Annotated in this window: 27 protein-coding genes; 18 read left to right on the forward strand and 9 right to left on the reverse strand. The window is 63.6% G+C overall.

All coding sequences use genetic code 11. From position 1 onward, the window contains the following. Position 1: 1 nt before the first annotated feature. From DY467_RS07660 to DY467_RS07720, 12 genes are all read left to right on the forward strand, one after another. Positions 2-1,105 (forward strand): phage baseplate assembly protein, encoded by a 1,104-nt coding sequence (locus DY467_RS07660; RefSeq protein ID WP_164635042.1) that lies wholly within the window; start codon positions 2-4, stop codon positions 1,103-1,105. Between the two features lie 2 nt (positions 1,106-1,107). Then, positions 1,108-1,626: a phage baseplate assembly protein gene (locus DY467_RS26705; RefSeq protein ID WP_164635044.1), complete on the forward strand. Its 519-nt coding sequence runs from the start codon at positions 1,108-1,110 to the stop codon at positions 1,624-1,626. Between the two features lie 2 nt (positions 1,627-1,628). Further along, positions 1,629-2,186, forward strand: a complete 558-nt coding sequence (locus DY467_RS26490) for a phage GP46 family protein (RefSeq protein ID WP_164635046.1) — start codon at positions 1,629-1,631, stop codon at positions 2,184-2,186. Between the two features lie 230 nt (positions 2,187-2,416). Then, positions 2,417-3,298, forward strand: coding sequence for a baseplate J/gp47 family protein (locus DY467_RS07675; protein ID WP_246701493.1), 882 nt, complete (start codon positions 2,417-2,419; stop codon positions 3,296-3,298). A gap of 11 nt (positions 3,299-3,309) precedes the next feature. Beyond that, complete coding sequence (locus tag DY467_RS07680; RefSeq protein WP_164635050.1) at positions 3,310-4,098, forward strand: hypothetical protein; 789 nt, start codon at positions 3,310-3,312, stop codon at positions 4,096-4,098. Between the two features lie 17 nt (positions 4,099-4,115). Continuing rightward, entirely contained in the window at positions 4,116-5,123 is a 1,008-nt protein-coding gene (locus tag DY467_RS07685; protein WP_164635052.1) for a hypothetical protein, read from the forward strand. A 17-nt stretch (positions 5,124-5,140) separates the two neighbouring features. After that, the gene (locus DY467_RS07690) at positions 5,141-5,791 is read left to right on the forward strand and encodes a hypothetical protein (protein ID WP_164635054.1); all 651 of its coding nucleotides are present in this window, start codon (positions 5,141-5,143) and stop codon (positions 5,789-5,791) included. 19 nt (positions 5,792-5,810) lie between these two features. Further along, positions 5,811-6,842, forward strand: a complete 1,032-nt coding sequence (locus DY467_RS07695) for a hypothetical protein (RefSeq protein ID WP_164635056.1) — start codon at positions 5,811-5,813, stop codon at positions 6,840-6,842. Between the two features lie 86 nt (positions 6,843-6,928). After that, positions 6,929-7,186 carry an N-acetylmuramidase domain-containing protein gene (locus DY467_RS07700; RefSeq protein ID WP_164635058.1) on the forward strand — a complete coding sequence of 86 codons (258 nt, stop codon included), beginning with the start codon at positions 6,929-6,931 and terminating at the stop codon, positions 7,184-7,186. A 390-nt stretch (positions 7,187-7,576) separates the two neighbouring features. Next, positions 7,577-7,981 carry a hypothetical protein gene (locus DY467_RS07710; RefSeq protein ID WP_164635062.1) on the forward strand — a complete coding sequence of 135 codons (405 nt, stop codon included), beginning with the start codon at positions 7,577-7,579 and terminating at the stop codon, positions 7,979-7,981. A 3-nt stretch (positions 7,982-7,984) separates the two neighbouring features. Next, positions 7,985-9,211 carry a metallophosphoesterase family protein gene (locus DY467_RS07715; RefSeq protein WP_164635064.1) on the forward strand — a complete coding sequence of 409 codons (1,227 nt, stop codon included), beginning with the start codon at positions 7,985-7,987 and terminating at the stop codon, positions 9,209-9,211. A 6-nt stretch (positions 9,212-9,217) separates the two neighbouring features. Further along, positions 9,218-9,877 carry a dATP/dGTP diphosphohydrolase domain-containing protein gene (locus DY467_RS07720; RefSeq protein ID WP_164635066.1) on the forward strand — a complete coding sequence of 220 codons (660 nt, stop codon included), beginning with the start codon at positions 9,218-9,220 and terminating at the stop codon, positions 9,875-9,877. 100 nt (positions 9,878-9,977) lie between these two features. Here DY467_RS07720 and DY467_RS07725 read toward each other — a convergent pair whose 3' ends face one another. Beyond that, positions 9,978-10,169, reverse strand: a complete 192-nt coding sequence (locus DY467_RS07725) for a hypothetical protein (RefSeq protein WP_164635068.1) — start codon at positions 10,167-10,169, stop codon at positions 9,978-9,980. A gap of 31 nt (positions 10,170-10,200) precedes the next feature. Here DY467_RS07725 and DY467_RS07730 point away from each other — a divergent pair, with 31 nt between their 5' ends. Then, positions 10,201-10,680 carry a hypothetical protein gene (locus DY467_RS07730; protein WP_164635070.1) on the forward strand — a complete coding sequence of 160 codons (480 nt, stop codon included), beginning with the start codon at positions 10,201-10,203 and terminating at the stop codon, positions 10,678-10,680. 448 nt (positions 10,681-11,128) lie between these two features. Here the strand turns inward: DY467_RS07730 and DY467_RS07735 are convergent, their stop codons facing one another. Next, complete coding sequence (locus tag DY467_RS07735) at positions 11,129-11,557, reverse strand: hypothetical protein (RefSeq protein ID WP_205502157.1); 429 nt, start codon at positions 11,555-11,557, stop codon at positions 11,129-11,131. A gap of 115 nt (positions 11,558-11,672) precedes the next feature. Between DY467_RS07735 and DY467_RS07740 the strand changes: the two genes are divergently transcribed. After that, entirely contained in the window at positions 11,673-11,918 is a 246-nt protein-coding gene (locus DY467_RS07740) for a hypothetical protein (protein ID WP_164635072.1), read from the forward strand. 394 nt (positions 11,919-12,312) lie between these two features. Here the strand turns inward: DY467_RS07740 and DY467_RS07745 are convergent, their stop codons facing one another. From DY467_RS07745 to DY467_RS26710, 3 genes are all read right to left on the reverse strand, one after another. Further along, positions 12,313-12,963 carry a hypothetical protein gene (locus DY467_RS07745; protein WP_164635074.1) on the reverse strand — a complete coding sequence of 217 codons (651 nt, stop codon included), beginning with the start codon at positions 12,961-12,963 and terminating at the stop codon, positions 12,313-12,315. A gap of 113 nt (positions 12,964-13,076) precedes the next feature. After that, complete coding sequence (locus DY467_RS07750; RefSeq protein ID WP_164635076.1) at positions 13,077-13,382, reverse strand: hypothetical protein; 306 nt, start codon at positions 13,380-13,382, stop codon at positions 13,077-13,079. A 2-nt stretch (positions 13,383-13,384) separates the two neighbouring features. Beyond that, positions 13,385-13,516: a hypothetical protein gene (locus tag DY467_RS26710; protein ID WP_283811783.1), complete on the reverse strand. Its 132-nt coding sequence runs from the start codon at positions 13,514-13,516 to the stop codon at positions 13,385-13,387. A gap of 126 nt (positions 13,517-13,642) precedes the next feature. On the opposite strand from DY467_RS26710, the gene DY467_RS26175 reads away from it, so the two are divergent. Then, positions 13,643-15,217: an AAA family ATPase gene (locus DY467_RS26175; protein WP_205502159.1), complete on the forward strand. Its 1,575-nt coding sequence runs from the start codon at positions 13,643-13,645 to the stop codon at positions 15,215-15,217. A 388-nt stretch (positions 15,218-15,605) separates the two neighbouring features. Here the strand turns inward: DY467_RS26175 and DY467_RS07760 are convergent, their stop codons facing one another. Both DY467_RS07760 and DY467_RS07765 read right to left on the reverse strand, forming a co-directional pair. Further along, complete coding sequence (locus tag DY467_RS07760; protein ID WP_164635077.1) at positions 15,606-16,223, reverse strand: response regulator transcription factor; 618 nt, start codon at positions 16,221-16,223, stop codon at positions 15,606-15,608. Between the two features lie 8 nt (positions 16,224-16,231). After that, a complete protein-coding gene (locus tag DY467_RS07765) occupies positions 16,232-17,938 on the reverse strand; it encodes a sensor histidine kinase (RefSeq protein ID WP_164635079.1) in 1,707 nt (568 codons plus the stop codon). A 323-nt stretch (positions 17,939-18,261) separates the two neighbouring features. Here DY467_RS07765 and DY467_RS07770 point away from each other — a divergent pair, with 323 nt between their 5' ends. Further along, on the forward strand, positions 18,262-18,816 hold the full coding sequence (locus DY467_RS07770) for a GAF domain-containing protein (RefSeq protein ID WP_164635081.1): 555 nt from the start codon (positions 18,262-18,264) through the stop codon (positions 18,814-18,816). A 179-nt stretch (positions 18,817-18,995) separates the two neighbouring features. Continuing rightward, positions 18,996-19,643 carry an MEDS domain-containing protein gene (locus tag DY467_RS07775; protein ID WP_164635083.1) on the forward strand — a complete coding sequence of 216 codons (648 nt, stop codon included), beginning with the start codon at positions 18,996-18,998 and terminating at the stop codon, positions 19,641-19,643. A 214-nt stretch (positions 19,644-19,857) separates the two neighbouring features. Here the strand turns inward: DY467_RS07775 and DY467_RS07780 are convergent, their stop codons facing one another. Next, positions 19,858-20,166, reverse strand: coding sequence for a putative quinol monooxygenase (locus tag DY467_RS07780; protein WP_164635085.1), 309 nt, complete (start codon positions 20,164-20,166; stop codon positions 19,858-19,860). Positions 20,167-20,426: 260 nt separating this feature from the next. Continuing rightward, positions 20,427-21,650 (reverse strand): adenylate/guanylate cyclase domain-containing protein, encoded by a 1,224-nt coding sequence (locus DY467_RS07785; protein ID WP_164635087.1) that lies wholly within the window; start codon positions 21,648-21,650, stop codon positions 20,427-20,429. Between the two features lie 465 nt (positions 21,651-22,115). On the opposite strand from DY467_RS07785, the gene clpB reads away from it, so the two are divergent. Continuing rightward, a complete protein-coding gene (clpB, locus tag DY467_RS07790) occupies positions 22,116-24,755 on the forward strand; it encodes an ATP-dependent chaperone ClpB (RefSeq protein ID WP_164635089.1) in 2,640 nt (879 codons plus the stop codon). The last annotated feature ends 13 nt before the right edge of the window (positions 24,756-24,768 follow it).

The raw sequence follows: 24,768 nt of genomic DNA on the forward strand, positions 1-24,768 counted from the left end.
GATGATCGTCGATATCGGGCGGGCGTTCGCGCTCGGATTTGGCGAGGGCGGGCAAAGTCCGCTCGTCGCGGTGAGCGCGGCCGGTAGTCTCTGGACGGCCTGGCGGCGCGTTACCGTGCGGGCCTCGTTTCAGGAGGCCGCGCGATCGTTCCAGATCGAGGCGGCGGTTGAGCGCGGCGGCGCCGCGACGGCTTGGACGTTCAAGGCCGGCACCGCGCTCGATATCTTGCTCGGCGGCGCGCTTGCCTGCCGCGGTTATGTCGATCGTTATCAACCGCGGCTCGCCGGGCACGATCGCGCCGAGGCGACGATCTCGGGCCGCTCAAAGTCGCAAGATTTCGTCGACTCCAGCGCCGTGCACGACACCGGGCAATTCAAGAGCAAAGATCCTTGCGAGATCGGGCAGGCAATCGACAAGTTCGGCGTCGGCGTCACGACCGACGAAATGCTCAAAAAACTCGATTACCGGATCACGCCGGGCGAAACCGCGTTCCGGTGTCTGGAAAAGCTCTGCCGCGAGCAGGGGGTTTTCATTGTCGGGCAGGCCGACGGATCGATCAAGCTCACCAAGGGCGGCAAGCAACGCCACGCCGGCGGGCTGATCGAGGGCGACAACATCAAAGAAATCGAGGCCGACCACAATTCCAGCGGCCGCCATTCCGACGTGATCGTGCGCGGGCAGCGGCCATATGGTCACGGCGAGGATGCGTTGCAGATCGAGGGCATCGCCCGCGACGCCGAGGTGGGGCGATATCGCCCGGTCATCGTGTTTCACGACGGCGACACCGACAAGGATCGCGCCAAGACGCGCGCCAAGACGCGGCGCGATCGCGAGGCCGGCAACAGCCTGAAAGCCAACGTCACGGTGCAGGGGTTTTTCGACGCCGGTGGCACGCTATGGGAGCCCGGCAATCTCGTGTTTGTCGACAGCGATTTCGCCGACATTCACCAAGATATGGCGATCGAGTCCGTGGTGTTTTCGCAAGATCGCAGCGACGGCTCGCTTAGCGTTCTGTCGCTGGTCGATCCGCGTGCGCTCGGCGGGAAGGGGGGCAAGGGCGGCAAGGCTGGCGCCGCATGGGCGAGCGACGCGGGGGGCGATTAGTTATGTGGGTGTGGTTTCCGGAGGGGCAAGAGGGACTTGTTAGTTCGCTGCGGCGTGCGACCGTTCTCAAGACCGACGACAGCGGAACACAGCAAATCCTCAAGCGGATTACCGGCCTCAAATCCGAGACATTCGAGGACGTGTATCGGCCGCAGATGCACGGCTTTTCCTCGCACGCGCCGCAAGGTTCCGAAGGCGTGTTTCTCGCGCTCGGCGGTCGCTCCGATCGCCTGCTCGCGATCGGCTTTGAGCACAAGGATCACCGGCCGAAAAATCTGCCCGAGGGCAACGCCACGCTGTACGACGACAAGGGAAACGTCGTCTGGGCAAAAGGAAGCGGCGGCCTGTCGGTGAATGCGAAAACCGGTGTCGTCGAGGTCTGGTCGCAGGATGACAAAGTCACCGTCAAGCCCGGCGACGGCAAGCTGGTTTATCTCGGCGGAGATGGCACCGATGGCACTTATGATTTCGTGTCGACCGTGTCGGGGCCGTCGATCAACGTCAAGGCGAGGATTGGCTAATCATGGGTGACGGGGTTGTGATCCGCCAGTCGGAGGGCTGCGCGGCCGAGGCGACTGTGTTGTGGGATTCGGTGTGGGCGGCCGAGATCGGCGGCGCCGACTACGCGCTTGCGGATTCCGACGAGACCGGCAACCGCGGCGGGCTGCGATCAAAGGCGACGCTAGCGACCGCTGTCGTTCTGATGCTGTTTACCGATCGCCGCATCGATCCAAATCACCCGCTATGGTTTCTCGCCGACGGCGATCGCCGCGGCTATTGGGGCGACGGCGCCGACGTGCGCGCCGATCTCGGCGAGGGGCCGCTCGGCTCTTACTTGTGGTTACTTGAGCGCGCGCCCATGACGGTGCGGGGCCTATCGGTCGGCACCTGGGCCGAGCAGTTCGCCAACGAGGCGCTAAAGCCGCTGCTCGATCAGGGCGCTTGCGCGCGGATCGATATTACCTCGCAAGTCGACGCTGCCGCCGGCGTGTTGTTTCTGTTCGTGCAGATTTACGCGGCCGACGGATCGACGCTCTACGATCAGAAATTTTCAATCCTCTGGAATCAGGTGGCGCGCTGATGTTTGCGATCCCGTCTTTGCCCGACTTGCTGACATATGCGCGGCAGCGTTTCCGGATTTTCCTGCCCGGCTCGGATGCGTGGTTGTGGCCGAACAATATCGGGCCGACCGCAAAGGTGGTCGCCGGCTTCGCGCACGAGGTTTTCGGCTTTGCCGACTATATCCAGAAACAAAAATTCGCGCTCACGGCCGACTCCGAAAACCTCGATCTGCACGGCGAGGAATTCGGAATGGCGCGCGCGCCGGCAGCACCAGCGCGCGGCTTTGTCGACGTGGCGTCAACGATTGCGGTCACGATCCTGCCGGCGGCCGTGATGGCGCGCGCCGATGGTGTGCAGTACCGCGCGCTTGCCGGCGCTTCGCTGCTCGGCGCCGGATCGGTGTCGGTTGAGGTTGTGGCGGTCACTGACGGCATCGCCGGTAACGCGCTCGCCGGCACCGGGCTCGTGCTCGCGTCGGGATTTGTCGCCGATGATCTGGATCAGATTACCGCGACGGTCGGCGCCGATGGCGTGGTCGGCGGCAGCGATGTCGAGGATGACGAGTCATTCCGCGAGCGCATCCTGTTTCGCAAGCGCAATCCGCCGTCGGGCGGATCGCCTGCCGATTATGTCGGCTGGTGCCGCGCTATGTCCGGCGTTACGCGGGTATTTGTCGAGCGACGTTTCGCCGGCCCCGGTACGGTGCGGGTGTTTCCGCTGATGGATGATCTTTACGCCGACGGGATTCCGCCGAGCGCAGAAATCGGCCGGATCAGCGATAACCTCGATCCGCTGGCGCCGGCGGCGGCAAACTACACGGTTGCGGCGGCGAGCCGCAAGGTGATCGATATTACCGTGTCGAACCTCGTGCCGGACACTGCCGATATGCGCGAGGCGGTGATCTCGGAATTGCGCGCGATGTTCCGGCGGCAGTCGCGCGTATCGGGCGGCGACGCGTATCGGCCGGCGCTGCCCTATCTGGCGTGGCCCGAGACGTTTTCGCGCTCGTGGATTTGGCAGACGATCGCCAACTCGACCGGCGAGGAACGCCATATTGTGGTGTCGCCGGCGGCCGACGTTCCGCTCGATCCCGGCGCGATCGCGACGCTCGGCGCTGTTACTTTCATCTAAGGGGTTCACCCATGCAGGATGGCTGCGAAGCGCAGCGGCCGGCGCCGCTGCGCTGTCCGACGCTTGAGGAAAGTATCACGGCCACGCTCGGGCTGTTGCCGCGCGGCCGCGCCTGGCCGGCGCGCGATCTCGGCTTGTTTGCCCGTTACTGGCAATGGCTGTTCGCGCGGCCCGAGGGCGTGCCGCCGGCGTCCTATCCGGCGGGCTATGTGCAAATCGGGTTTTTCGCCGCGATCGGCGCGGTGCGCAATTTCGTCGAGAAGCGGCTTTGCGATCTGCGGCTTGAATTCTGGTGCGCGACGCAAACCGAAACCCGCGATCTTTGGATGGCCGAATATGGCCTTCCCGATGCGTGCGATCCGTTCCCCGATCTGTGCGCCAAGGTGGCGGCACTCGGCGGCGCGACGTGCGAATATTACACCGAGAAGGCTGCGGCGATCGGCTGGTCGATTAGTTGCGGCGTCAATGACGAGCAGTGCGGCGCGCAAGCCGGCTGCGCCTATGTGGGCGACGCGATCACCGGCGGCGTTGCCCGCGCCGCGCGAATTTATATCGACGTGTCGCTCGGCGACTCGCCGGCCTATGCGGGCGCGTATTTCCCGCCGCCGATCATGGGCTGCCTGTACGCCGGCGACGTGCTCGCCTGCGAGCCGGATATCACGCCGCTGGTGTGTCTGCTCGATCGCATCGTGCAAGCGCATATCGAGATCACATACCGGATTATTCCGCCGCCGACTTACATCGTGGACGAATCCGGCGCCAACCTCGCCGCCGACGACGGCGCGCTTTTGACCGCTTAAACAGGGCAGAACAACACATGACGACAGACATTCTCGGCCCGGCCTCGGCCGGCGGCGTCACCACGCGCCCGGCCGACGATCGCACGATCGGCGCCGTCGACACCTATTGGATCGATTGCAGCGGTCCCGGTAAACAGGACGGCACGCAAATTCGGGCGGCTTGGTTCAATAAGATGCAGCAACAGTTGCGCAACGCGATCGACGGCATGGGGGTGCCGCGCGATCCGAGCGATGACGATATGCTGCTCAAGGCGATCCGCGCAGCGAAGTCGTTGTCGGTGTCGATCGATCAGTTTGCGCGCACGATTCCGATCTATCCCGGTATCAGCACCGGCAGCGGTAAAATGACGATCACAGCGGGCTCGGGTTCGCTGACGATCGACGCCGCGCAGAGCTGGACGCGGCGCGGCTATTTCATCTATTCGACCGATCAGTTTGCATCGGCCGATCGCACATTCGCCACCACGGCGAACAAGACTTATCACCTGCGATGGATTGCGCCGGGGCAGGCGCTGGCACCGGCGACGACCTATCCGAATGGTCGCTTCATGCTGCGCGACTTGGCCGATGCGACCTACAATCCGACGGCCGCCGCTGAAACCGCGATCACGTTCGACTCCGCGTTCGACGACATGCTGATCGCGCGCGTGACGACCGACGGATCGAATGCGCTCACGGTGTTGCCGCTGTACAACCTGCCGGTGCTCGCCGGCGACACCGCGATTGCCTATTCGGGCACCAAAAACGCCGACGCCTCGGGGCGGCTCGTCGTCAAGTGTAGTTCGATTCCGATGACGTTGAATTGGGCGCGATCGCCGAACCGCGGCGGCGCGGCGATCATGACGCAATCGAGCCCGGCGAATCCGTTGCAGCCGCATACCGAATATTTCGCGACGGTCGGCGGCTTGGTGCCGCAGATCGATCGCTACGGCGTCAGTCCGGTTTTCGTGGTCGGCGGTTACAGCGCAGGCGCCAGCGTGTCGGCAACGATCGAGATGACGCTGTCGGTTCAGGGTCGCCAGTAAGCAAGGGGTGCAAAGAAATGAAAGCAACTCTGATTGATTTCGACCTCGTGCTCGGTGTCGGTTCCGGAAACGTCGATGGCGTCGAGATCCCCGCGCAGCTCGCCGGATCGCCGACGGCGGCGCTCCGCTATGACGGCACACGCATCGTCGCCGCCGCCAGCTATCGGCAATTCTATATCGATCCGGCGGGCGTCAAGCATATCCGCGACGCCGGCGGCTGGCAGCCGCTCGTCTGCGATTTTTCGGCCGAGCTGGTGCTCGATCAAGGCGTGTGGCGGCCGCAGACCGGAACCGAGGCGCTGGCGATCGTCAAAGAGGCGCTGAAAGCCGAAATCGACGCCGAGGCCGAGACGGTACGGCTGCGCTACATCACCGCCGGCGCCGGTCAGGCGATGGTGTACCAGCAGAAGGGCGCCGAGGCCGATCGCCTCGCCGCCGATACCAGTCCCGATCCGGCGCATTATCCGATCCTCGCCGCCTCGATCGGGATCGATGGCGCGACGCTCGCCGACGTTGCGGCGCTGGTGAATGCCACGCGGGCCGCCTGGTCGGCAGCCGCCGCCACGATCGAGGCGATGCGGCTCGGCACCAAGCAGGCGATCGATGCGGCCGTGAGCGACACCGACGCGCGTGCCGCGCGCGCGGCCGTGGCGTGGCCGGCGCAATAAAGAGGGTGAGGCGGGTCCAATGTTAAGCGAAATTCGCAAGACGATCGGCGAGCTGCCCGATCTCGGCGCGGCGCAGGGCGCCGATCTCGTGCCGGTGCACCGCGACGGTGACGGCACCGGCATCGTCACGGTCGACGCGATCACGTCGGCCGGCGCCAATGCGGCGGCTGCGGCCGCGGCCGCGGTGTTGGCGTCGAAGGCGAACCTTGACTCGCCGACATTCATCAACACGCCGACGGCGCCGACGCCGGCCGCCGGCGACAGCTCGCAGAAACTCGCAACCACGCAATACGTCGATCGCATCCTGCCGACGGGCCACATTAGCGGGCTGATATGGTCGCGCAACGCCGCCAACCCGTCGACGCGGATCGATATCACCGCCGGCAAGGCACGATCGAGCGATGATACGTTGTCGATCATCCTGCCGGCGATGACCAAGCGCATCGACGCGACGTTCGTCGCCGGCTCGGGTAATGGTGGCCTCGACACCGGCGCGGTTGCGGCCAATTCGGGTTATTACTTGTGGGCGATCGCCCGCAGCGACCAGGCCGCCGCCGCCGACGTGTTGATTTCGTTGTCGGCAACCGCGCCGTCGCTGCCGACCTCTTGGGACAAAAAGCGGCTACTCGGCTACGTCGCAACCGACGCCAGCGCCGCAATTATTGATTTCCTCGTGTTTGAGGGCGGCGATTGCGTGCTGTTCAATGCAATGCTGCCGTTGTCGCTCAATAGCTCGAATCTGCCGAACGGCACCTGGACGACGTTTTCAGTGCCGGTGCCGGCAAAGGCCGAGGCGGTTTTGGGTGCATCGATCCAAAATTCGTCGTCGACCTCGGCGCTCATGCTGTTGAGTACCGATCTGCCAAACTTTGGCGTCTCCGCTTCCGGCTCGCCGCTTGCGACGATCATCGCTGGTAATGGCATGTTCGGCGGTGCCAAGGTCAATGTGCGGGTGTCGGCAAGTTCGCAGCTCAAGGCGACGCCTGGCGCGGCTGGTACGCAAGTATTCGTGCAGTGTTACGGCTGGAATTGGCGCCGCGCTGGGCGCTGATCAGTTCGCACCCCTTCAATCGCTAATCTCTCAAAGGCCGCCATTTCGGGCGGCCTTTTTCGTTTCGAGCGCGAGGAAAATCCCCGATGTTCTCTAGTTCACTGATCAAGGCGATCACCGACGCCGCGAACGCCGCCGGCATTGCGCCGTCGCGCCTGCTCGCGCTCGTCGAGACCGAATGCGGACCGGCCGGCAAGGCGTTCGAACAGGACGGCCGCACGCCGGCGCTTTTGTACGAGCGGCATGTCGCCTATCGCGAAGCCAAGGCGCGCAGCGCGCGGCTGCTCTACCGACGTGCGGCGCGCTTGGAAACTTTCCGACGCGTTGCTCGCCTCGAAAGCTAGAGAGCGCGAGGCGGCCGCTGCGGCGACCGCCGCGGCTGAAACCAATCTGGCGTTGACCGCGATCGAGCGGCACGCCGACGCACTCAATCAGAAGGTAACAGACTATGCGAAATCGCATTCCGGCGACGCTTGCCGCGCTGCTACTCGCGACGACGTGCGGCGCTTGCTCGACATTGGTCAGTGAGCGGCCGCAGCCGGCGCCGCCGCGCGTGCCGGATGATTGCAAGGCGCTCGGAAAGCCGGTGCCGTTGCCCGCGCCGCGCGAGGGCGCCGACCTCGGGGTGATCGCCGCGCAGAATCGCGCGATCGCGGTTACCGCAAATCGGCGGATCGTCGGGCGCGACCGATGCGAGGCGAAAACGCGGGCCGCGCTCAAAGGGGGCAGCGGCAATGTCCGATGACTCGCGCAGCCTGGTGCTGTTGTTGGGCGAGCTGAAAGGCAAGCTCGAGTCGCATATTTCCGCCGTCGATCGTGATCGGGCCGAGCGCGAGCAGGATCGGGTCGAAAGCGCGCAGCACCGTAAAGAGGTGCGGCACCAGCTCGCCAATATGACGATGAAGGTTGGCGCGATCGATCCGCTCGCCGCGCGGCTCGATGCGATCGACGATCCGGACAATAAGCGGTCGATCGTCGCGCGTCTCGACGCGATCGAGCCGCAGGTTTCCGACCTCACCCGCAAGGCCGCGACTGCAGTCGCGATCGCAACCGGCGCGCTCGCGCTGATCGGCTACGTGCTGCATATGTTCGGCGGTGAGATCAAAGCCGTCGTGCTGCGCATTTTCAGGATTTCGTAAGTCATGGATCAAGTAAGCGACGAGCAGTGCAGCGAGGCCGCGGCACTGCTCAAGGCGCACGGCTCGGAACGCAAGGCCGCGCGCGCCGGCGGCGTGCCGCGCTCGACGTTTAAGCATCGCCTCAAGCGCGCGGCCGAGCGCGGGATGCTGGGCTTTAAGCCGGTGCTGCCGGGTTTCGAGCTAAAGCGCAGTTCGGCGCAGCTCGACGATTCCGGCAACGTGCAAAAGGAATGGGTGACGCAGCACAAGGAGTCCGGTCCGGCGTTCGCGATGCCTGCCGGGCAGGTGCTCAAGGGCGTATCGGCCTTCGTCGACGGCGAGGGGCGAATCCGTCACCAGTGGATCAAGACGCGCACCGACAGCGCCGCGCCCGAGCTGATCGGCGCGCTCAAAGCCGAATTTGAGGCGTATCGCGGCCGGGCGAGGATCGTTCCGCCGCCAAAGCGCGTCGAACGCGACCTGATGACGGTTTACCCGATCGCCGATCCGCATATCGGAATGTTGTCGTGGCGGCCGCAAACCGGCGCGGATTATGATCTCAAAATTGCAACCGAGCGGATGCTCGATTGCGCGTCGGCGATCGTCGCCAAGGCCGACCGTTCGCGCGCGGCGACGATCGTCAATCTCGGCGATTGGTATCATGCCAACGATCAGCGCAACGTAACGCCGAAATCTAAGCATCAGCTCGACGTTGATGGGCGTTGGTTCAAGGTGCAGCGCGCCGGCGTGCAGGTGTTTCGCTCTATCATCGATATGGCGCTCGCTAAGCACGAGGCCGTTGAGGTGGTCAACATTCCGGGCAACCACGATCCGGAGGCCGGCGCTGCGCTGGCGCTGGCGCTTGCCGGCTTCTACGAGCGCAATCGCCGGGTGCATATCGCGTTTCCGGCCGATCTTTACTACCGCCGGTTCGGCGCGACGCTGTTCGGTGCGGCGCACGGCGACAAGCTGTCGCCGGCGCGCATGGCAATGGCGATGGCGGTCGATCAGCGCGAGGCGTGGGGCGCGACCGCTTATCACTGGTTCATGTTCGGGCACATTCATAAGGACCGGCTCGACACGATCGGCGACGTGCGCGTCGAAAGTTTCTCGACGATCGCCGACAAGGACAACCACGCCGCCGGCGGCGGCTGGCGCAGTGCGCAGGCGTTGCAGGCGGTCACGCTGCACAAGCGCGACGGTGAGCTGGGGCGGCAACGCGTCAACATTCCGCCGCCGAGTATGAGGTGATTCGATATGGCGAAATGGGACCATGACGATTTGCGCAGTAAGTCGACGCTGCCCGATCTTGGCGGGCAAGCGCCGCTCGATCCGGCGCGGCGCCGCTATATCGAGGCGCATGTCGGCCGCGCGCCGTCATTCGAGGCCGAGGCGGATGTCGAGGTGCGGATGACGACGTTTTGCCCGCTTGATGATCTGGTGGTGACGGAGCCGCCGGCCGTCGCCAAGGCGAACAATCCGAAGGACGCCTTCGGCACGCTGAAAGCGTGTCTATCGTGGGTCCCGGCCGAGGTGATTTTCGAGCTGGCGCTCGCGTTCGCCGAGGGCGGTTTCAAATATGGGGGGCACAATTACCTCGTCGCCGAGCCGCGCGGGTCGGTGTATGTCGACGCCTGCAACCGTCACCTGTTCCAATTCTGGAATCTTGGCGAGGAAACGGACGCCGAAAGCGGCGCCGATCTGCACCACGTCACCAAGGCAATCGCCTCGCTGGCGGTGCTGCGCGCGGCGCAAATTCACGGTCGATGGATCGATGATCGGCCGCCGCGCGCGCCGGCGGGTTTCCTCGCCGATCTCAATGCCAAGATGGGGCGGCTTGCCGCGGCGCACCCCGAGCCGGTCGCCCGCTATCTTGCGGGTGGCAAGCGCGGGGCGGGGCGCATCCTGCCCGAATAGTGAGCCGCAGAGCGCGGCCGTGATGCGCTAAAATCGTCTAGCCGCTAGGTCGGTGCGGCCGTCGCCGAAATATCGCACCAGTGGCCGCCGTAGCGGTTTTTCAATCCCGCACGAGTCCGACCGCGAGTCCGATCGCAATCGCGATCATCAATCCGCCGAACACCAGCGCCGCCGCGCCGTACCCACTGGCGGCCGCCAGCGTGCCGCAGATCGCGCCGACGCCGAGTCCGGCGGCGGCCGCCGACTTGGCGGCGTTGGGGCGTGGCGGTCGCTGGTCTGTCTCGGCGGTCATGGCATCCATACCCTTAGGAGTTGTAAAAACCATGAACTACGGCGAGATCAATCACAACCCGACCGTGACTCCGTTGCCGGCGACGGCTGGGCGGCAGGCGCAGCGGCTTTCCGGCCGGCGGCGCTATCCGCTCACCGCCAAGATCAACCCGATGTGGTGGTTTCAGAACGATCTGGAGCCGCAGCCGCCGGAATGGTTCAAGCCGGGCGCGGCGGCCTGGTGGCGGGCGCTTGCATGGGCGATCCGCAACCCGCTGTCGAATTTCACCGCCTATGTGGTGGGTGTCAAAGATCGCGATTATGAGATCGCCGGCACCGACCCGCTCGACGCGGGCACGCTTGCCGACGTGGGGCGAACGGGGTGGAAATGGTCGGTGATCCGGCTCGGGCCGCTGCGCCTACCGTTCGTCGGTTATGCCGGGCCGCGCGTGCTGTTCTATGCCGGGTGGGCCTGGGAGGGGAATCTCGGCGCCAAGTTCAATCTGCGCCGATCGAGCGTGCAGGCGGTCTAGGCTGCTCGAATCACGAAAAGGGTGGGGGGTGTTTGGCGGTAGCGCTCTCCCGCTACCAAAGCATTATTAAGCACTTAGCGTCAGTTTGCGGCGGTCTTCAGAAGCCCGCTCAGAAGCCCATACAACGCTTCGTACAATATTTTCGGCATTCACTCATCACGCTTCAGCCGGCGCCGGCCCCACGGTCGGTCCTTACGCAGCGGCCGCGGTGGCTCAGGGTGGTGCCGGCGGACCATGCGGCTGACGCCAATCCGCGCGAACATCATCGGGCCATCGTGGTCGGCCGCCTGCAGCAGGACGTGCAGGGCGGTCTGGCCGTCGGAGTGCTGCTGCTCGGCCGGCGGCAGGGCCTCGATGTAGGCGGCGGCGTCGCGCAGCGTGCGCAGTGGCCGGCTGCCGTCAGGCAGCGGTACCGGCTCATCGAACTCACGCGTTCAGTCACCCACGCTCAGACCTCATCCGGATCCGCTCCGTCCCACGGTCGCTGCGGGATCTCGCGCTCCGCCGTCAGCTTTATGATGCGCGCCGGCGCACGGCGCCGCGGTGTCGCGCAGGCCCGGCAGCGCAGCGAGGCCTCCAGCTTCCATGTTGGGGTGTCCCGCGGCCGTCTGATGTAGACCAAGCTCAGGCCCGCCCTGGTCTTGCATCGCATGCACTCGACCTCCAGCCAGGCCAGGCCGCCGTTGAGACACTGGCCGAGCGTCGGAGACGGCTGCGCCGGGCCGCCGAATCCTTCCATGCGGAGCGACCACGCCTCGGCCTCCGCGCGGTCGCCTCGGCGCACGGCCGCGATCGCTTCTTCGCGCGCGGACGCGGCGTCCATCACCAGCCCGCGGAGGCGGCTGCCGTATATGACCTCGCGGGATTTGGTGCCCATGGCGGCGACTATAGCCAGACGCTGGCGGCGGTCGACTCGTTCTGCCGACGCAACGATTTTCTTACCCGACCTGTCACTACCCTCTGCTTTGAGACAACAGATTGGGGAGCAGCCAATGAGTTCTCGACAGCTGGAAGAGATGCTGGAGCGCGATCACGACGCGGCGGTGGCGGCCGCCCTCGGGATCCCGGTCAACGACCGTGCTCTGCTTGAGCTGGACATCGACGACGTGTGCAGCGACGACGGCGTGCTGTACGGACACGTCGTCTATTTCAGGCCTGGGTCCGATCACGACGTCATGGCCGCGATCCCGGGCCTCGACGGCGCCGACTGGATCCGGATCCCACCGCTGGCATGGTGATGGCCCGCGGTGGTGTTCCGCGGGCCTGAGTTCTTGGTGCACGGACGGCGTCCGCATCACGCTGGACGGCGCCGCGCTATGCTCATGCGCTAGAGCCGAGGGCGGGGGTGTCCGCGCACATGCTCGATCCGCCGGAAGCGGACACGCGTGTACGGCCGGACGTAGTGGTGCCGACGAGGCTTCTTCATTCGAAAATCCATCGAACGGAGAATGAACACGGCTCCTGGACGCCTTGAAATTGGCGAGTCGGCATGCAACGTTTCGGTTGCGAGACGCGCAACGTCACATGCCGCCAGGTGTGCCAGCGGAGCGGTCATGGGCCGGGGCACCGAAAGGTACCTCGGCCTTTTCGTTGCACTAAGGGGCCGGCCGCCAAGCCCCCGACGCGGCTAACTCACTCAAATATGTCGTCCTTTCGCTGATGTGCCCACGGTGACCCTGGCTGCGGAGCCGTTGGTGCCGGGGTCGGCGGTGGTGATGGTGGCGATATGTCATAGTGGAACTGCACCGGCGTATCGGCGCGCTGCGGCTGGGAATGGTTCGGATCGGGTGGACCGTCGTCTGCGGACGCCAGCGTCCAGCCGGAGCGTCCGTGCGAGACGAACTCGTCGGACTTCGACAACATGGCGCTCAGATTAGACGCCGGATCCGTGCCAGGCACCGAGATGCCTCGCTGCGTCAGGTAGGAGAAGATTTCTGACGTTCTGGTCGGGTAGGTGCGACCTGAGATTAGTTCGCGGGCTGCGTTGAGAGCCGCTTTGGTCTCTGGGGCACGCCTGCGACCAGTCGTCCTGAGGTGTGTCCTTACGGTCTGAGTTCTGAACTGGTCGCTGACCGACAGTGTCCCAGACGAGATGTGATGCGACGAGGCAGTGCTCGAATAGAAGTTCTGTCGCAATGCCTTTAGGTTAGAAAGCTTAACGACGCGGACGTCCGGATTGGCCGCGATATCGGCCTCCAGATCTGCGATTTCGGCGTCCAGGGCCGAGACGAACACGTTGTCTGTCATGACGACGAAAGTACGTGTGTCGCCCCAGCGCTGCAAGTGTTCCCTGCCAGACTTCCACCAAAATAACCACGGTTATTTCTGGGATAAATGGGCTTGACTCTGGGATTTCAGAATTGACCCTGAGAATGATTCGTCCCTGACATCTACAGCTACCTGAACTGCTCCCATCCATCGGGCACCTTGGTGTCGTCCGGGACGTGCTCGGCGAGGCCTCCGTTGCGCCAGCCGAACACGGTCTGGAACGGGATAACGGGGAGAGCACGCTCGGCGAATCCGGTGATCCACGTCCCGAGCGCGTCGCACTTGAACTTGTCCTCGCCATAGGTGTGGGCGTCGACCACGCCATCGCGCCTGATGGCGATGATGACCGCTCCCTGCAGGTCGTGCTTGGCGATCAAGCGCTTCAGTTCGGCTCGCCATTCGATGTCGATGGGTCGCTGTTCGTCAGATGCCATGGTCATTCTCCGATCGCGTTGCGTTTCTCGACGAAATCGACGAGCAGCGGCCCCCTATCCGTCGTGATGTTGCAGAGAGTGCCGTCGTCGAGCGAAAGCTGGACGAAGTGCGCTCCTCCCACGGTGACGCGCACGGCGCCTTCGCCCTGGCGACAGGAGCTCAACAGCGGTCGCGTCCGGGCCTGCGATCGGGATGCCGCGAAGTTTGGGGGCTGCCAGGAGCATAACGCCTATCGCGAGGACATTTCGGAGATCCTGCCATGACTGCCGAATTCGACGACGACGATACCCTCGCTACCATTCCAGTTTCGGAGCGGGAGGCTGCTTCGACCGGCGCCGCGGCGGATGCCGCCGAGGCCGATGCGGGGCTGAAGGCTCTACCGCGGATCCTGAGGATCGCGTTGTTGCGTGGCCGAACGGACAGCTACGTACGCGAGCGGTTGATCGGCGAGATCGCCGAACTATGCCCGGATCTGCCCGAGACGGCGATCTGGGCCAACGCGCGCACCACGGACGCCGCCATCAATTTGGCCGCGGAGTTGGATCGGCAAGCGGCTGCTGACGACCGTTCGGACCTGCGTTCGCTCGCTGATTGCGTGAGGCTGACTTCGCTTCCGGTTCCGCATAGCGAAGTGCTGATCGCCGAGCATCGGCGCGTTGGAAAGACGCTCCTCATGGCCTCGAAGACCCTGCCCGAGGAACTCGACGTCGATGTTGCGGCGGAGATTGAAGCACTGGTGTGGGGATGGGCCGCGCTGCCGATCGCGCTTCCGCAGTTGCCGCTATACGCCGATGTCCGGGCGCTGCCGAATGCCCGCCGCGTCGCCGACAGGATGGCGCGCCAGCGGATCGAACAGGCGATTGAGACGGTTCACGAGCAGTACAATGAGCGCGACCGAAAGGAGAGGGAAAAGCAGGGGGGCAGTGAGGAGAAGGCGCTCATTGAAAGCGGCGGTGATTTTACTCCCGATGGCCACCTTATTGTTTGTGCTATCGACGACGCCAGTCTGAAAAGCCCGAAGCTGAAGGAGATCGTGGCGCCGCTGAAGGCAGTCATCAATAAAGCCTTGCCGATCGTCGCAGCGCCGCCGCTGCACGACGCCCGGCAGAAGCTTCTCTTCGAATTCCCTTACGCACAGGACGTCATCGACTTCTGCATGACTGAACTCGTCGGCCGTACTCATGTTCACTTGCGGCCTCTGCTGCTCGTCGGGCCACCCGGAGGTGGCAAGTCGCGTTTCGGTCGGCGTCTCGGAGAAGTGCTCGGCGTCCATGTGTGGCGTGTCGATGCAGCTCGGTCGGACGGCGCCGCCTTCGGCGGCACCGACAAGCGCTGGTACTCGGCAGAGCCGTGCCATCCGTTCCTGGCGATTGCTCAGGGCCGCATCGCGAACCCGATCGTCCTGATCGACGAAATCGAGAAGGCGCCCACCCGTTCGGACTACGGACGGCTCTGGGATTCGTTGTTGGGTTTTCTTGAACCCGAAACAGCCGCGCGCTATCCGGATCCCGCGCTGCAGACGTCGCTCGATCTGTCCCTGGTCAGCTACGTCGCGACCGCGAATTCGATCGACCCGCTACCGTCGCCGATCAGGGACCGCTTCCGCATCGTCGAGTTTCCGAAGCCGCGCCCCGCAGATATCGAACTGCTGCTGCCGGCCGTCACCGCGGAAATCGCCGAAGAACGCGGTCTCGACGAGCGTTGGATCGCGCCCCTAGCTCAGGACGAGATCACCGCCATACGCCGCTTCTGGCATGGGGGATCGGTAAGGAAGCTGCGCCGAGTCGTCGAAGCGATGATCAATGCACGGGAGGGAGCGGTGGTGAGGCAATAACCCTGCCTTTCCCACCATCCACCATCGATTCGTTCGATCATATTTGAACCTAGTCAAAGAATCGTAAGGTTCGCTAAGGGCCAGAAGCGGACGTGTCAGCATAGTGCAAGAAAGTCCCTCAAGGGCCACCGTGGACGGCTGACGGCTTGCAAGACGTATCTCCATGTTACCGGTTTGGTCGGAGCAGCCATGTGTTCGGCCGTTCGGCGCGATTCACTTGAAGAGCTGACCTCATTCAGCTCTGAGGATCGGATCCCGGTCAAAAGCGCCATCTTGCCCAGCGCATCCTCGCGAGCACGCGGGCGAGAGTATTTTTCGTCTGCATCGGGATAGCTATGGCGAGCATGACGACATGCTGGCTGGTATCTCCAGCACAGCAAGCACCCGTTCAGGCCCGCTCAGCAAAGCTCGCAAGAACCAAAAGCTTAACGGCCTCGGCGAACTGATGCACGCCCAGCCGATCCATCATCCGTGAGCGGTGAACCTCGACCGTGCGAACGCTGATGCCAAGATTGAATGCAATGACCTTGTTCGGCTGCCCGGCCACGAGCGCCTCAAGCACCTGCCGCTCGCGTAGGCTAAGCGTGTTGATCAACACGGCCGCGGTCGCAATATCATCGGTCCGGCCCTTCGCCACGCTGGTCTTCAGCGCGGACTCGATCGCGGCTATCAAGGCGTCGTCGCTGTAAGGCTTTTCAATGAAGTCTACAGCTCCCGCCTTCATCGCTCGGACGGCGGTGCGAACGTCGCCTTGAGCGGTTACGACGATGACCGGCAAGTCCGGTTTGATCAGCCGAAGACGCGCATGAGCTTCGAAGCCGTTCATCTCCGGCATACGGATGTCCAGCAGAACGCAGCCGCCGACCAGACTGCCCGCGACGTCGAGAAACAATTTTGGCGTCGCATATGTCGCCACCTCGAAGCCCGCCGCATCCAGCAACCGCTCTAGAGATCGGCGGATTGCCAGGTCGTCATCGATCACGTAAACGAGCCGGCCGGTGGCCATCGATGGCCTCAATGTTGGAGCGGAACGGGAAGGGTCACGCGAAAGATTGCGCCGCCGCCGTCGTTGGGCTCGTAGTCCAGCTTTCCGCGATGGGCCTCGACGATCGAGCGGCATATCGAGAGGCCCAGCCCCATGCCATCGATCTTTGTCGTGTGGAACGGCTCGAACAGGTGTTCGACGATGCTGTCCGGCAGGCCTGAACCACGATCCGCGACGACGATTTGAATCGACTCATCGTCGAGACGCGCCGTCGTCACGGCCAACTGGCGCCACTCGCTCTGCGTCATCGCTTCGTGCGCGTTGCGTATCAAGTTCAGTATGACCTGCTGCAGTTGGATGCGGCTCGCAAACACCGTGGCAGCGCGTGGATCGAAGCTGAGCCGGACTTCGACATCGTGGAGTCCGGTCCCCGCCGAGGCGAGCTCGCTGGCTTCCCCGATCAGGTCGGGCAGATTTTCGATCCGCATGTCTGTTTCGCCGCGGGTCACGAACTCCCGCAACCGCCGAATGATTTCGCCGGCGCGCAGAGCCTGTTGTCCGGCTTCGTCAAGGATCTCGCGGAGCGTGTCGACCCTTAGGGGCCCGTCGTTCGCCATCATCCGGCGACCGGCATTGACCGAATTGGTGATCGCGGTCAGCGGTTGGTTCAGTTCGTGCGCCAGCGCGCCCGCCATTTGCCCCGCCGTGCTCAGCCGCGCTGCATGATGCAGCTCCGCTTGCAGATTTTGCGCGCGGACATCCGAGCGGGCTCGCTCTTCGGCTTCGATCGTCAGCCGCTCGAGCGCTTCTGCCAATTCCGATGTGCGTTCCGCCACCCGCTGTTCCAGCGACTCGTTGAGGCGTCGGAGATCGTCTTCGAGCTTTTTCTGTGGCCTCAGATCGCGGCTGACGGCCGCCATGTTGGTCGGCCGGCCGGTGCGCGGGTCGTCGATGCGGAACCAATCGAGCAGGAAGGGGATGACTTCTCCGGTCTTGAAATGACGAAAATTAAGCTCGCCGAGCCACCGTCCGGTTCTCATCACCATCGGAAGCAGCTCGGTCCGCGCCCTGGTCTGTTCATCGGGGGCCAGGAAATCGAAGATGCTGGCCGTCTGGAGCTCCTGAAATTCTGAAAGCCCGAGCAGCTCGAATGCCGCTTTGTTGATGTATTGCGGCGTGCCGTCGAGATGGGCGAAACCGACGAACTCGGACGAGCGTTCGATCACGCTCACCAGACGCCGTTGCTCTGCCTCTGCAAGCCAGCGCTGGATCGCGAGCGTTGCGTGGTTCGCCGTGATCCCGAGAAGGAGCCGGTGTGTCTCGCTCGGGAATTGCGGATCGGGGGACCCGGCGACGATGATGTCGTCGCCGCCGAAGCCCATCGGCGCCGCCGCGATCCGCAGCGTGCCCGTGCCGAGAGGATTGTCGATCACGGAGATCTGCTCACGCTTGCCGCGCCACGCGCTGCGCAGGATGCGTTCGACGCGACCAGACGATTCGGCGGTCACTGCTCCCCGCGTGCGGATCACATCGGCGGCAGGTTGGTTACGCAGCCCGGGTGCAGATACGTATATGACGTCGGCATCGAGCATCGACAGCAACGCGGCTGCCGCGCTGTCGGCGATTTGCCGTGAATCATAGTCTTTCCAAAGTGCCGGCAGGGTCGACAGCGCGACGAGATCGCGGATGCAGTGCCTGAGTTGCTGCGGCTCGGAAAGCTCATCGACCCAAGGCATTTACCTGGCCTCTACCCATGCACGTTCAAGCAAACCACCAGCGTGCCCCTGGCAGATGCTTGCAGCTGGGGCGACAAGGCGAATCGCAACAGGTCGTCGATCGCCAGATCGAAGACCGATCAAAGAAGAACCTACACGCGCGAAACTGATCAGTCGATAACATAGATGAATTTCCCGTTATCGGCGTGATGTCGCAGCTCGCTAACTAAGTTGGTATGACGATTACGTAAAATTGCTCAATCTGCTCGCTGACAATCTTGCTTTACAGTGGTGCGTCCTCCGGCCGTGACATCTCCGGCGTGGCGGTCGCGGAAACCGAGGCGATGGCAAAGATCAAAGCACCGGTCGACGCGGCAGCCGGGCAACACGTCGACACCGTCCTGGATCGGCTGACGACGTTCGGGAATCTCGGTGAGGACCTGTTGCGGGTCCTCGATATCGCGATCGGCATAACAGGCGCGGACATGGGCACCCTGCAGCGCTTCGACGAAAGTGCCGACTGTCTGAGAATTGTCGCCAGCCGGGGGCTCTCGCGAGAAGCGCTGACGTTTTTCGGCGCCGTCCGACGCGACACGGCAACGTCGTGCGCGGCCGCATTGACGCGGCGCATGAGTGTGTTCGTCGGGGATATTTCGACGAGCTACCTGTATGTGGGCACGCGCGAGCTCGAGGTCCTGCGCGCGGGTGGCGTTGCCGCCGTTCATTCGACGCCGCTCATCAGCAGCAATGGCCGCCTCTGGGGTGTGCTCTCGACGCACTTTGACAAACCGCAGATCGAGAGCGAGTTCGATCCCGCTACGCTAGATCGATTTGCTCTGAAAGTGGCGAACAGCCTGGAGCAGGGCGAGGATCCTGCGGCCGGGCCAGCACTTTCATAGCGAGCCGATCTCTCAGCTTTCTCAATCAGGCGAGTGACGATGGCAATACTCCCGGCTCAAGCAGATCGCAACATGCGCTGCGGCGCGGGCGCCGTATCGGACGCGGCAGAATTCCGCGCGGCCTGCGCCGACGGACCACCAGACACGACGAGAACTAGAAGCGCGAATTGGAGCGTCCCATGAGTTCGACCGCCGAGCCGATTCCTTTTGGACGATCCATGCTGCGGGAGCACCGGCACGTCTGCGCGTTCTTCAATTCGGCCGTGGAGGAATACGACGTGTTGCTGCCGTTCATCTGCGACGGCATTAACTGCGGCCAGCGCGCGTTTCATGTCCTCCCGTCTCATCGCCGGGAGGACCACCTCAATTGGCTGCGCCTCGCCGGCGTCGATGTGGAAGAGACGATCAAGAGCCGTCAGCTCGAGGTCGCGCTCCCGGAGGACACCTATCTCAAGACCGGACGGTTCGACAAAGACGCGATGCTCGTCCTGATCCAGCAGGCCTTGCGGGAGGGTGCCGAGCTCGGCTTCCCTTTGACGCGGATGATCGCGCACGCCGAAACGGCGGTGGAAGACTGGGAGAGCGGCAATCAATGGGTGGAATACGAGATGCGGCTCAACAGCGTGCTGCCGAATTTCGCCGACCCCGTGATCTGCACCTTCGACGCCAATCTGCTGACGGCGCCGCATGCCATCGATATTCTGCGCACGCACCCAATGGTCATCATCGGCGGCGTTCTGGTCGAAAATTCGTTCTTCACCAGCCCGCAGGACTTTATCCGCGAGGTGCAGTCGCGAACCGGACCAATCCAATCCTATCGGGGATAGTCAGACGGAGCCTCAAGTTCAATGGTCGTCGCCGGATCTGCCGGGGCTTTCGGTGACCTTTGAGAGGAGGATTCATCTTCTCTTGTGCATCCTCGGCCTTAATAAGATGGCCGTCTTCTGCGGTCGGTTGCCACGAGCGCGGAACGTCTTCTCCGCTGAGTCACGCGCCCGCGCTGCTATGGACGGCAGTCGCTGTCCGAACCGACTTGAAGCTCTACTTCGCCCCCTTGTCCGCGATGATGCCCAATTTATGGATCTCCGGGGTGTTGTCGAACAAGTCACCCCCCTTGATCTTCTCCATGAGCGCAGCGGCGACCTTTCCATTGAGATGCGCGTCGCGTCCGGCCTCGTCGTCGAACGTGTCAAAGATCGCGAACGAGGAGGGGCCTTCCTGGATCGCGTACCACGTGATCGTGCCGGGTTCGGCCTCCACCAGAGGAACCGCCGACCGCAGAAAATCCGCGACATCCTTCTCCTTGCCGGGCTTCGCCACCAGCGGGACGTACAGCGCAAATTTTGTCATTCGATCCTCCCGTTCTCGTCTTCGCGAGTCTCATATCAGTAATGATAAGGAGCTGTAGCGCGGAAGGTTGCGCGCTGCGTTGACCGATATCAGCCCGGGGGACGAGATCTTTCCCGAGATCGAGGGATCGGAGGCGTATTCTGGTCAGAATACTTGCCGGCGGTGCCGGGCCTGAAGATCTCCGCGTCTTGCGCCGTGTCTTCCTGTTCGGCCTGAGGCGGCCAGAGCGAGGCCGTCGGCGAACTCGGCGCTCGCCATCATCAGGCGGCGAGGCCCGGCATGTGTTCTTGATCGCTCGGCTTTTCACTCAAGACATGCCAGATCTCCATCTCGCCCGATCCCTTGACGTCGATGGTCCCGCGCGTTTCGCAAACGAAGTCGTGCTTGATCAGATCGTACGTTGCCTGCGTGATCTGAATTGCCTGGCTTTGGCCGTGTGATTCCATGCGGCTGGCCATGTTCACGGCGTCGCCCCACAGATCGAAAATGAACTTCTTGCGTCCGATGATGCCGGCGACGACCGGGCCTGAATTCATGCCGATGCGGAATGTCAATCGTCTGCCGCGGAATTCACGCTCGGCCACGCAGGCTCGCATCTCGAGCGCCATGCGTGCCAGCGCGTGAGCATGGTCGGCGCGCGGGCGCGGCACGCCGGCAACGACCATGTAGCAGTCACCGATGGTCTTTATCTTTTCCAATTGATACTTCTCGACCAATAGATCGAAGCACATGAACACTTCGTCAAGCAGCCCGACGAGCTCCAGGGGCGACATCGACCGGGCCAGCGGGGTGAACTGCACGACGTCGGCGAACAAGATGCTCGCCTCGTCGTACTGATCGGCGATGGTGCGGTGCTCACCCTTCAATATGTTGGAGATCTCGACCGGCAAGATGTTCAGCAGCAGCATTTCGGATCGCTCCTGAAGCCGGTTCTTTTTGTCGATGAAGTAGTAAAGCATTGCAAAAGCCAGACTCAGGACGCAGGCGATGTTCAGAACGTAGAAGAACGTGACCATCGAAGCAGGCAAGGAGGCAGGGGCGCCGTAGGATTGTAGCAGTGCGCTGCTCGGCAGCAGGACCAGGAAGGCGCAGAACCAACGGGAGGCGGTTCGAAGATCATGGACGAGAAGGGCGCACAAAGGACAAAGCGTAGACCAGAGTATGACGGCGCTCGAATTGTGAAAGCCGCCGAGATTGATCGTCATCAGCCACGGCAGCAGCAGGATCAGCGTCAGCTGGCCAAAGCGGTACAGCGAATAGTGGGGGAACCTGCTGAACAGGGCTGTATTCATGAGCGACAACGCGCTGTACGCCGCGGGGATGGCGCCGGCGCTACGGGCTCCAACCGCAATGTAGGCCAGACCCCACAACGCCGCCGCAACGGCGGAGGTCAGCACGAAGCCGACGAGGATCATTTTCTGCAGCGCGACCTCTTCGCCGTCGCGTCGGTCGGCGCCTATCTGTGCGATCAGGGGAATCCGCATGCGAAGGCCGGCCTTTCAATGAACCGCCGATACACCGAGATGAGCCGGGTTGTGCCCTGAACTGCGGATCGACGTCGAAGGCATGATCGGAACGTCATGCCATCCGGGCGCGACAAGCGCCCTGACAACTATCAACCGCTGCGCGGCGACGTCGCACGCGATGATTTCGGCGCCGCCCGATCTCTTGCCCGCGATGCGCGGCGCGACCGCTGGACTATCGCATGTTCGCAGCGGCAGTCGTCGCCAACGCGGTGATGAAAGCGGCCTGCCGGATTGACAACCGTCAGTGCGAGCGCGCGGAAACCCAACCAGCATCCGCTATGCGCTTCTTGCTCGCATTGCGCTGGATGGCAGGCGTGACGACCAGGGCGCGATCTCGAGCCCTCGATCGCGATCAGGGCAAACTGGTGCTCCCGTTGCGGATCGCTCGTCCGGGGAGGAGCGGCATGCCGAGGGAAGACGACGATGAACATTGAACAATATACCGAGCGATCGCGCGGCTTCATCCAATCGGCGCAGTCTCTGGCGATGCGCGAAGGTCATCAGCAGTTTTCCACCTTGCATCTGTTGAAGGTCCTGCTCGACGATTCCGAGGGTCTCGCCGGCGGTCTGATCGACCGCGCCGGCGGCAATTCGCGCGCGATTCTGAAGGCGACGGAGGATGCTCTCGCCAAGTTGCCAAGGGTCTCGGGTGGCGGCGCGGGACAAGTTTATCTTGCGCCCGAACTTGCGCGCGCGTTCGACGCCGCTGAAAAGGCAGCCGATAAGGCCGGCGACAGCTTCGTTACCGTCGAGCGTTTGTTGCTCGGGCTGGCCCTCGACAAGAACAGCGAGGCCGGCCAGCTTCTGGTCAAAGCGGGCGTCAGCGCACCGAACCTCAACGCGGCGATCGAGTCGTTACGCAAGGGCCGCACGGCCGACAGCGCCACGGCCGAGAACGCCTATGACGCGCTCAAGAAATACGCCCGCGATCTGACCCAGGCGGCGCGCGACGGCAAGCTCGACCCGGTGATCGGCCGCGACGAGGAGATCCGCCGCACCATTCAAGTGCTGTCGCGGCGCACCAAGAACAACCCGGTGCTGATCGGTGAGCCCGGCGTCGGCAAGACCGCGATCGTCGAAGGGCTGGCGCTGCGCATCCTCAACGGCGACGTGCCGGAAAGCCTGAAGGACAAGAGGCTGCTTTCGCTCGACCTCGGCGCACTGATCGCCGGAGCCAAGTATCGCGGTGAGTTCGAGGAACGGCTGAAAGCCGTTCTCCAGGAAGTCACCGGGAGCGAGGGCGCCTTCATCCTGTTCATCGACGAGATGCACACGCTGATCGGCGCGGGCAAGAGCGACGGCGCGATGGACGCCTCCAATTTGTTGAAGCCGGCGCTGGCGCGCGGCGAGCTGCATTGCATCGGCGCGACCACGCTCGACGAGTATCAGAAGCACGTCGAGAAGGACGCGGCGCTCGCCCGGCGCTTTCAGCCGATCTTCGTCAGCGAACCCGCGGTCGAGGACACAATCTCGATCCTGCGCGGGCTGAAGGACAAATACGAGCAGCATCACGGCGTACGGATCACCGATTCCGCGCTCGTGGCGGCCGCAACATTGTCCAACCGCTACATCACCGACCGCTTTCTGCCCGACAAGGCCATCGACTTGATGGACGAGGCCGCGGCGCGGCTGAAGATGCAGGTCGACTCCAAGCCCGAAGAGCTCGACTCGCTCGATCGCGAAATCATCCGGCTCAAGATCGAGCAGGAGGCGTTGAAAAAGGAAAGCGACCCCGGTTCCAAGACGCGGCTGCAATCGCTGGAGAAGGAGCTCGCCGACCTCGAGGAGCGGTCTGCGGCGCTGACGGCTCGCTGGACCGCGGAGAAAAGTAAGCTCTCGAACGCGCAGAAGCTCAAGGCCGAACTGGACGCTCTCCGGGTCGATCTCGCAAACGCCCAGCGCAGCGGCGAGTATCAGCGCGCCGGCGAGCTGGCCTATGGCCGGATTCCCGAGTTGGAAAAGCAGCTCGCCGAGATGGAAGCCCAGGAGAATGCGGGTGCTACGGTGGAGGAGGCCGTCACGGCCAATCACATCGCGCAGGTCGTGTCGCGCTGGACCGGTGTGCCGATCGACAAGATGCTCGAGGGCGAGAAGGACAAGCTCCTGAAAATGGAGGAGGCGCTGAGTCAGCGCGTCGTCGGCCAGGCCGAGGCCGTCCATGCGGTTGCGACCGCCGTTCGCCGCTCGCGTGCGGGGCTGCAGGACCCGAACAGGCCGACCGGCTCGTTCATGTTCTTGGGCCCCACCGGCGTTGGCAAGACGGAGCTGACCAAGGCGCTCGCGGAGTATTTGTTCAACGACGAAACGGCGATGGTCCGCCTCGACATGTCCGAATACATGGAGAAGCATTCGGTCTCGCGCCTGATTGGCGCGCCCCCCGGCTATGTCGGCTATGACGAGGGCGGTGCTCTGACCGAGGCGGTGCGGCGCCGGCCTTACCAGGTCGTGCTGTTCGACGAAATCGAGAAGGCGCATCCCGATGTCTTCAACGTCCTGCTGCAGGTGTTGGACGACGGCCGCTTGACCGACGGCCAAGGCCGAACAGTCGACTTCCGCAATACGCTGATCATCATGACCTCCAACCTGGGTTCGGAATTTCTGGTGAACCAGCCGGAGGGTGAGGATACGGCGGCGGTGCGCGAGCAGGTCATGGGCATGGTGCGCGCGCATTTCAGGCCGGAGTTCCTCAACCGCGTCGACGAGATCATTCTGTTCCACCGCCTGCAGCGCAGCGAGATGGGGCGGATTGTCGAGATCCAGTTCGCCCGGCTGCAAAAGCTGCTCGACGATCGCAAGATCACGCTCACGCTCGATGCGGACGCCAAGGAATGGCTCGCGGCCAAGGGCTGGGATCCGGCTTACGGCGCGCGGCCGTTGAAGCGCGTGATGCAAAAGTATCTGCAGGACCCGTTGGCCGAGATGATCCTCGCGGGCGAGGTCAAGGACGGCGACAAGGTCGCGATCTCGGCGGAAGGCAATGTGCTGACATTTAACGGCAAGGCGCCGCAAACGGCGCAGATAGCGCAGTTCAACGTGACGCCCCCGAAACGGAAACTGAACTGAACGGTCCGCCTGG

The sequence above is a fragment of the Rhodopseudomonas sp. BR0G17 genome (genome assembly GCF_010907025.1).
In the GTDB taxonomy this organism is placed as follows: domain Bacteria; phylum Pseudomonadota; class Alphaproteobacteria; order Rhizobiales; family Xanthobacteraceae; genus Rhodopseudomonas; species Rhodopseudomonas palustris_H.

Bases quoted from the DNA above. Each gene is read 5' to 3' on its own strand.
- DY467_RS07660 (WP_164635042.1), top strand. From the start codon at position 2: ATGATCGTCGATATCGGGCGGGCGTTCGCGCTCGGATTTGGCGAGGGC.
- DY467_RS26705 (WP_164635044.1), top strand. From the start codon at position 1,108: ATGTGGGTGTGGTTTCCGGAGGGGCAAGAGGGACTTGTTAGTTCGCTG.
- DY467_RS26490 (WP_164635046.1), top strand. From the start codon at position 1,629: ATGGGTGACGGGGTTGTGATCCGCCAGTCGGAGGGCTGCGCGGCCGAG.
- DY467_RS07675 (WP_246701493.1), top strand. From the start codon at position 2,417: ATGGCGCGCGCGCCGGCAGCACCAGCGCGCGGCTTTGTCGACGTGGCG.
- DY467_RS07680 (WP_164635050.1), top strand. From the start codon at position 3,310: ATGCAGGATGGCTGCGAAGCGCAGCGGCCGGCGCCGCTGCGCTGTCCG.
- DY467_RS07685 (WP_164635052.1), top strand. From the start codon at position 4,116: ATGACGACAGACATTCTCGGCCCGGCCTCGGCCGGCGGCGTCACCACG.
- DY467_RS07690 (WP_164635054.1), top strand. From the start codon at position 5,141: ATGAAAGCAACTCTGATTGATTTCGACCTCGTGCTCGGTGTCGGTTCC.
- DY467_RS07695 (WP_164635056.1), top strand. From the start codon at position 5,811: ATGTTAAGCGAAATTCGCAAGACGATCGGCGAGCTGCCCGATCTCGGC.
- DY467_RS07700 (WP_164635058.1), top strand. From the start codon at position 6,929: ATGTTCTCTAGTTCACTGATCAAGGCGATCACCGACGCCGCGAACGCC.
- DY467_RS07710 (WP_164635062.1), top strand. From the start codon at position 7,577: ATGTCCGATGACTCGCGCAGCCTGGTGCTGTTGTTGGGCGAGCTGAAA.
- DY467_RS07715 (WP_164635064.1), top strand. From the start codon at position 7,985: ATGGATCAAGTAAGCGACGAGCAGTGCAGCGAGGCCGCGGCACTGCTC.
- DY467_RS07720 (WP_164635066.1), top strand. From the start codon at position 9,218: ATGGCGAAATGGGACCATGACGATTTGCGCAGTAAGTCGACGCTGCCC.
- DY467_RS07725 (WP_164635068.1), bottom strand. From the start codon at position 10,169: ATGACCGCCGAGACAGACCAGCGACCGCCACGCCCCAACGCCGCCAAG.
- DY467_RS07730 (WP_164635070.1), top strand. From the start codon at position 10,201: ATGAACTACGGCGAGATCAATCACAACCCGACCGTGACTCCGTTGCCG.
- DY467_RS07735 (WP_205502157.1), bottom strand. From the start codon at position 11,557: ATGGGCACCAAATCCCGCGAGGTCATATACGGCAGCCGCCTCCGCGGG.
- DY467_RS07740 (WP_164635072.1), top strand. From the start codon at position 11,673: ATGAGTTCTCGACAGCTGGAAGAGATGCTGGAGCGCGATCACGACGCG.
- DY467_RS07750 (WP_164635076.1), bottom strand. From the start codon at position 13,382: ATGGCATCTGACGAACAGCGACCCATCGACATCGAATGGCGAGCCGAA.
- DY467_RS26175 (WP_205502159.1), top strand. From the start codon at position 13,643: ATGACTGCCGAATTCGACGACGACGATACCCTCGCTACCATTCCAGTT.
- DY467_RS07760 (WP_164635077.1), bottom strand. From the start codon at position 16,223: ATGGCCACCGGCCGGCTCGTTTACGTGATCGATGACGACCTGGCAATC.
- DY467_RS07765 (WP_164635079.1), bottom strand. From the start codon at position 17,938: ATGCCTTGGGTCGATGAGCTTTCCGAGCCGCAGCAACTCAGGCACTGC.
- DY467_RS07770 (WP_164635081.1), top strand. From the start codon at position 18,262: ATGGCAAAGATCAAAGCACCGGTCGACGCGGCAGCCGGGCAACACGTC.
- DY467_RS07775 (WP_164635083.1), top strand. From the start codon at position 18,996: ATGAGTTCGACCGCCGAGCCGATTCCTTTTGGACGATCCATGCTGCGG.
- DY467_RS07780 (WP_164635085.1), bottom strand. From the start codon at position 20,166: ATGACAAAATTTGCGCTGTACGTCCCGCTGGTGGCGAAGCCCGGCAAG.
- DY467_RS07785 (WP_164635087.1), bottom strand. From the start codon at position 21,650: ATGCGGATTCCCCTGATCGCACAGATAGGCGCCGACCGACGCGACGGC.
- clpB (WP_164635089.1), top strand. From the start codon at position 22,116: ATGAACATTGAACAATATACCGAGCGATCGCGCGGCTTCATCCAATCG.